General features: G+C 45.8%; 3 protein-coding genes. 2 read left to right on the top strand and 1 reads right to left on the bottom strand.

The window, feature by feature from the left end; translation table 11 throughout:
* Both ACTIE0_RS21830 and ACTIE0_RS21825 read left to right on the top strand, forming a co-directional pair.
* Positions 1-3,163 (top strand): calcium-binding protein (locus ACTIE0_RS21830; protein WP_439516987.1); only part of this gene is annotated, 3,163 nt, incomplete at its 5' end.
* An 801-nt stretch (positions 3,164-3,964) separates the two neighbouring features.
* Positions 3,965-5,989: a calcium-binding protein gene (locus ACTIE0_RS21825; RefSeq protein WP_006670919.1), complete on the top strand. Its 2,025-nt coding sequence runs from the start codon at positions 3,965-3,967 to the stop codon at positions 5,987-5,989.
* Positions 5,990-6,332: 343 nt separating this feature from the next.
* On the opposite strand, the gene ACTIE0_RS21820 is transcribed toward ACTIE0_RS21825, so the two are convergent.
* A complete protein-coding gene (locus ACTIE0_RS21820; protein ID WP_006670918.1) occupies positions 6,333-6,764 on the bottom strand; it encodes a hypothetical protein in 432 nt (143 codons plus the stop codon).
* Between the last annotated feature and the right edge of the window lie 150 nt (positions 6,765-6,914).

Here is a 6,914-nt window from a genome sequence, read left to right as displayed (position 1 = left end):
TGACGGGGGGACGGGAAACGACTCTATCTTGGGGGGAAGTGGTAACGATACCCTCTTAGGGGGTCCTGGTGATGATACCCTCTTTGGTGAAGATGGAAACGACCTCCTACAAGCCGGGTCAGATAATAATCTCCTTTATGGCGGCAAGGATGACGATACCCTGTTGGGGGGTTCTGATAATGATACCCTCTTTGGCGGTTTAGGGGACGACCTCCTACAAGCCGGGTCAGGAGATAATATCCTTGATGGTGGTCCTGGTAATGATACCCTGTTGGGGGGTATTGGTAATGATTCCCTCTTTGGTGGGGAGGGGAATGATTGCTTATCTGGTGGCGGGGGGAATAATTGGCTAGAAGGTGGTGCAGGCGTAAACACCCTCACGGCTGGTACAGGGAATGATACCTTAGTCTACCTGTCCCCTAATGACAGAGGTACACAACCCGATCGCATATTAAACTTTACACCAAATAGCGATCGCCTAGTTTTTCAAAGCCAATCCCTAGAGGAAGGTGGTTTTGGTTTATCCGCTCTCAATACCGAGACCCAAACCCTCAACCCCGAACAGTTTACCACCAATCGAGAATCCCTACCCGAAAATACAGAAATCCCGATTCTGCTTTACGATACCATTACCGGACTTCTGGAATACGATATAGACGGCTTGGGAACCTCTCCACCTATAGCGATCGCGCAGTTACAATCAGAAGATGGCAGCATCCCCAATTTATCCCCCAATGATATTATCCTAGTTGATCCGGTTTCATTGACTCGCCCCGAAACCGTCAACATCATCGCCAGGGAAGTTCGCGCCGCCACTCCCCAGGAAATAGACGGAACCGACTCCGATGATACCATTTTTGCGATCGCGCCAGAACCCTTTAATCCCGTCGAAATTCCAGTTTTAGACAATGATAGTCCCGAGACAGGTTTATCTATCAGCAGCGTCAGCAACATCACAGGCGGGGACGTAGCCTTACTTAATAATAATACCATTGTCAGATTTACCCCCACATTGCCTGGGGGAACCGAAGCCAGCTTTACCTATACCGCCAGTGATGGCAACACCGAAGATAGTGCTAATGTATTTATCGATATTCTTCCCGTCACCCGTATTAACGGCTTAGGTGGCGATGATGTACTCTATGGTGGTTCAGGACCAGATCTCCTCTATGGCGGCGCGGGTAATGATTGCTTATTCGGAGAAGCAGGCGATGATACCCTCTTAGGAGATAGTGGTGATGATATCGTCTTTGGTGGTAGTGGTGATGATATCCTCTTTGGCGGTCCGGGAAATGACCAGCTATATGGAGGGGCTGATAATGATATTCTCTATGGTGGACAGGGTGATGATTTCCTATCAGGAGATGATGGCGATGATACCCTGTTTGGAAATGCCGGAAATGATACCCTATTCGGAGGTGCTGGCAATGATGTTTTTGCCTATATTTCCCGCAGTCAAATCACCACCGGAACTGATTTGATTTTGGACTTTACCCCCGGAAGCGATCGCCTTCTATTTGACCGTGAGGAATTCGGCTTTATTCAAATAGGTACTACCCCGGAAAATATCCTGAGTCCTCAACAATTGGTTCTCGTGGAAACCGGAACTTATCAAGATAATCTCAGCCTCATAAATAGTCCCATTCTCGCCTATGAATTACAGACCGGAAACCTGCTCTATGACCCGGACGGTTCAGGAACACAACCCCCCGAAATTATTGCTAATTTACAAGGCAACCCTCCCCTATCTGTTAATGATATCATCTTGATTGGTACAGCCGGAGACGATACCCTAGATGATGGTGATGATGATGATCCTACAGATGAAGATACTAGAAATATCACCGCCTTCGCTTTAATTAATGGTACTCCCGGAAATGATGCGATCGCTGCTAACGATACCATCGATTTTGTTGGCGTTCCCGTCACCATTCCCGCTTCTGATAATGAACGCATAGCCGTGATAAATACCATCACCGATTTAATCGGCGGAAATGTGAATATCCTAGAAGGTGGTACAGCCGCCGAGTTTATTCCCACCCTCCCCGGCGGAAATCTTGGCAGTTTTAGTTATGAAGCGATCGACTCCGAAGGAAATCTAATTAGAGTTCCCGTTAATGTTAATATTCTTACTGCCATTGATGGTAATGCAGGTGATGATACCCTCATTGGTTCTGATGGTGATGACTCCCTATTTGGTAATCTAGGTAATGATTGTTTAATTGGTGGTGCTGGGGATGATACCCTCGTCGGTGGTGAAGGAAGCGATACCTTTGCTTATCTATCTCCCAATCAAATTAATTTAGGAGTTGACCTAATTGTTGATTTTACCCCCGGAAGCGATCGCCTTCTATTTGACAGTGATCAATTCGGCTTCACCAGAGGTACTACCCCCGAAAATAGCCTGAGTCCTGAACAATTTATTTTCCTCGAAACCGGAGAATTTAATCCCGATAACCTCGACACCATTAGCAGTCCCATTCTCGCCTATGAATTACAGACCGGAAACCTTATCTATGACCCCGACGGTTCAGGAACACAACCCCCTGTAACCGTCGCCACATTTATCGGTAATCCCCGATTATCTATTGATGATATACTCTTAATTGGCGTACCCGGAGAAGATACTCTCGAACCACCCAACGGCGAAGAGACTTTGACTGGTGGGACTATTCCTTTTATTCCGACACTAGCACCAGACAATGATCCAGACACAGACGAGAAGTTAGAAGGATCTTTACAGGGAACCGGAGAAATAACTGGATTTTCTAACTTTAGAGATGCACTAACTAGTAACGGTTATTTGATTTCCGATTTAACTGGTCAGTGGGATGCTAATCTGATTAATACAGTCATTGATACAGACAATCAACAAACTCGTCTCTACAGCGATGGAAGTCTTGATTTACAGCTCAGAGGCGAAGATTTAGTTGGAGGTTCTTTCCCAGACCTGACACTGATATTCCCAGACCTGACACTGATATTGGGAGGTTTTTTCCCTGGACAGACAGATTCTTGGTTTCCTCAAAATCAATCAGAGAATAGTTCACCTGGGGTGCAACAAGCAGCCGAGGCGCTGTTAACAGACATCGGCGACCAAGGAATTAGATTTGTTTTTGATAACTTTGTTGAACAATGGATAATTGAATTAAACACCATGTAGGGGCGGGTTCTACTGTCAATCGTCAGTTCCCACCGACAATACCAATAAACCCGCCCTCACCCACCAGTAGGGGCGAAAAATTTTTCGATGCTACCATTGGTAATTAATCATTATCACTCATTCGTAGGGTGAGTCAGAGGGATAACCTATCGGGTGAACGGCAAATTTTGTTCATCTGATGCACCACCTTTCCCCTAGAAGGTGCGTCAGCATTAATCATCTCTGGAATTCCTAAGTATCGGGGTCTGACGCACCCTACAATATCGGGTTTCTCCCCCACAGGTCAAGAAACCCGGTTTCTCGAAGAAACCGGGTTTCTCCCCAATTATTAATTAATTCTTTCTTAGCGACCAGAAGGGGGTAAAGACCGAAAAATACCTCTACCTGTCGGTATTCTGCCATTATCTGGAGTCACTATAGAACGACCATTACGGGGAGATGGACCTCCATTCAAGTCTCCCCTACTCCTGTTTATGACCAGAGCGAGTTTAAAGACTACGTAGTGTATATAGCTCCCAAAGTTGAAGTTATAAAGCAGGGGGTAGTAACCCTGTTCCTACTGACAATAGGGTATCCACATCAGGAGCCGTGTGATGCGAAAGTATCAAGCACGGTTTTGAATGGGAGTTGGGGAAGGCGACTTCCCTTTCGACCCCTACCAAATAACTCTTTCTGTCAACCAATTAACTTAATCTTGAGGTGGAGCCCTTGCCAAAGTCGGTTAAATGTGATAAGGTAATCCGCCAGGGGTTAACTTAGGTTAATTATCAGCCAACATATATATTTTTTTAAGCCAATAAAATGCGGGAACTATTTTTTGACTTTGAAGATTTCCAAACTCGCAACTTTGCACCCATTGGCACAATCGATGGGGTGAGATTTTCCCCCAACGCCATAGCTTTGGTGAGTGTTGATGAAGGGGGAGAAGGCTTATTTGATGCCACCAGAACTTCCCCCCCTGGAACTACAGTTGTCTCCTATTCCGAACCTATTGTAAACACGGAAGATGCCGAAGATGCCGAAGATGCCGAAGAGATAGAAGTCAATGAATTAGTGACAGGCGATCACATTACCATTGACCTCAGAAATTTATCACCATTAAGCATAGGAGGGGGTAACTTTTCCTTTCACTACACCTCCCCAAATCGAGAACATACCGTCGAACTATTTGACCGAGAAGGCAATTCTCTAGGGACTGACGTTTTATTAGCCACCCCAGGAGAAACATTTAACGAATTTCGGCGCTTTAGTACCACCCTCCCTCGGAACACCGGAATTATTGCCATTGGTTCGGAAGCGACCGAATTAGCCATAGACAATATTAGAATCTCCTATTTTACCACCTCAACCCCCAGCTTAGTTGTCGGTACAGAAAATAATGATTTTCTCCAAGCCGCAGAACCCAGATTAATTATCCCCCTCCCGCCAGATTTTATTAGGGATGAAAAAGCGATCACTAATATTGGTAATGTCAGTAACGGGAGTGCTACCATTCTCCCTGGGGGAGTCGGAGTAGAATTTATCCCCGATACAACCTCCCTTGGCGGTTCTGGTAGCTTTGATTATACATTGCGCGATCGCCATAACCAATTTGCTACCGCTACCGCAACCATTAGTTTTCAGCCAGTAACAGCCATACAAGGGAGAGGCGGAAATGATACCCTAGTGGGAGACCAATTCGACCAAACCCTTGACGGGGGGACGGGAAACGACTCTATCTTGGGGGGAAGTGGTAACGATACCCTCTTAGGGGGTCCTGGTGATGATATCCTCTTTGGCGGTCCGGGAAATGACCTGCTATATGGAGGTGCTGATAATGATATTCTCTATGGCGGAAAGGGTGATGATTTCCTATCAGGAGATGATGGGGATGATACCCTGTTTGGAAATGCCGGAAATGATACCCTATTCGGAGGTGCTGGCAATGATGTTTTTGCCTATATTTCCCGCAGTCAAATCACCACCGGAACTGATTTGATTTTGGACTTTACCCCCGGAAGCGATCGCCTTCTATTTGACCGTGAGGAATTCGGCTTTATTCAAATAGGTACTACCCCGGAAAATATCCTGAGTCCTGAACAATTTATTTTCCTCGAAACCGGAGAATTTAATCCCGATAACCTCGACACCATTAGCAGTCCCATTCTCGCCTATGAATTACAGACCGGAAACCTTATCTATGACCCCGACGGTTCAGGAACACAACCCCCTGTAACCGTCGCCACATTTATCGGTAATCCCCGATTATCTATTGATGATATCCTCTTAATTGGCGTACCCGGAGAAGATACTCTCGAACCACCCAACGGCGAAGAGACTTTGACTGGTGGGACTATTCCTTTTATTCCGACACTAGCACCAGACAATGATCCAGACACAGACGAGAAGTTAGAAGGATCTTTACAGGGAACCGGAGAAATAACTGGATTTTCTAACTTTAGAGATGCACTAACTAGTAACGGTTATTTGATTTCCGATTTAACTGGTCAGTGGGATGCTAATCTGATTAATACAGTCATTGATACAGACAATCAACAAACTCGTCTCTACAGCGATGGAAGTCTTGATTTACAGCTCAGAGGCGAAGATTTAGTTGGAGGTTCTTTCCCAGACCTGACACTGATATTCCCAGACCTGACACTGATATTGGGAGGTTTTTTCCCTGGACAGACAGATTCTTGGTTTCCTCAAAATCAATCAGAGAATAGTTCACCTGGGGTGCAACAAGCAGCCGAGGCGCTGTTAACAGACATCGGCGACCAAGGAATTAGATTTGTTTTTGATAACTTTGTTGAACAATGGATAATTGAATTAAACACCATGTAGGGGCGGGTTCTACTGTCAATCGTCAGTTCCCACCGACAATACCAATAAACCCGCCCTCACCCACCAGTAGGGGCGAAAAATTTTTCGATGCTACCATTGGTAATTAATCATTATCACTCATTCGTAGGGTGAGTCAGGGGGATAACCTATCGGGTGAACGGCAAATTTTGTTCATCTGATGCACCACCTTTCCCCTAGAAGGTGCGTCAGCATTAATCATCTCTGGAATTCCTAAGTATCGGGGTCTGACGCACCCTACAATATCGGGTTTCTCCCCCACAGGTCAAGAAACCCGGTTTCTCGAAGAAACCGGGTTTCTCCCCAATTATTAATTAATTCTTTCTTAGCGACCAGAAGAGGGTAAAGACCGAAAAATACCTCTACCTGTCGGTATTCTGCCATTACTTGGAGTCCCATTAGAACCACCACCTCCGTTAGCCGGAGATAGACCCCCATTCAAGCCTCCCCTACTCCTGTTTACGTTGTTTTGTATGGTCTGTAGGGAATCAGATCCTGTGGTAATGGTTTCTGCTGCGCTACTACCATTACTACTCTCTAATGGGTCAGCAACACCCCCCAAAGCATCCCTAAGAAAAGTGTTGGTAAACCCAGGGTCTTGGGTTTCCTCAAAAAAAGGAGCCCTGATCCGCCCTTGAGCGATCGCATTTTCTGCTATAGTCCCCGTAGAGGCGATCGCGATCGCATCAGAACTTACCGCAGCCGTAATAGTCACCATTGGTAGGAGCCACAATAGTCTTGACAAATTAGCCATCATCTCAAATCCTCCTCAAATTATCAAATTAGTAGCTATGCCTTGAGATTAGATCCCAGACCTCAAATTTTCTGCTAAACTGATACATTTACGCGACATTTATCCGGCTATTGCCTGACAATGCGACGATAGCACTATTACCCGTTAAGGTAA

The sequence above is a fragment of the Limnospira sp. genome (assembly GCF_051859755.1).
GTDB lineage: Bacteria > Cyanobacteriota > Cyanobacteriia > Cyanobacteriales > Microcoleaceae > Limnospira > Limnospira fusiformis.
Note: the sequence above shows the minus strand (reverse complement) of the source record. Positions and strands in the feature narration are given on the sequence as shown.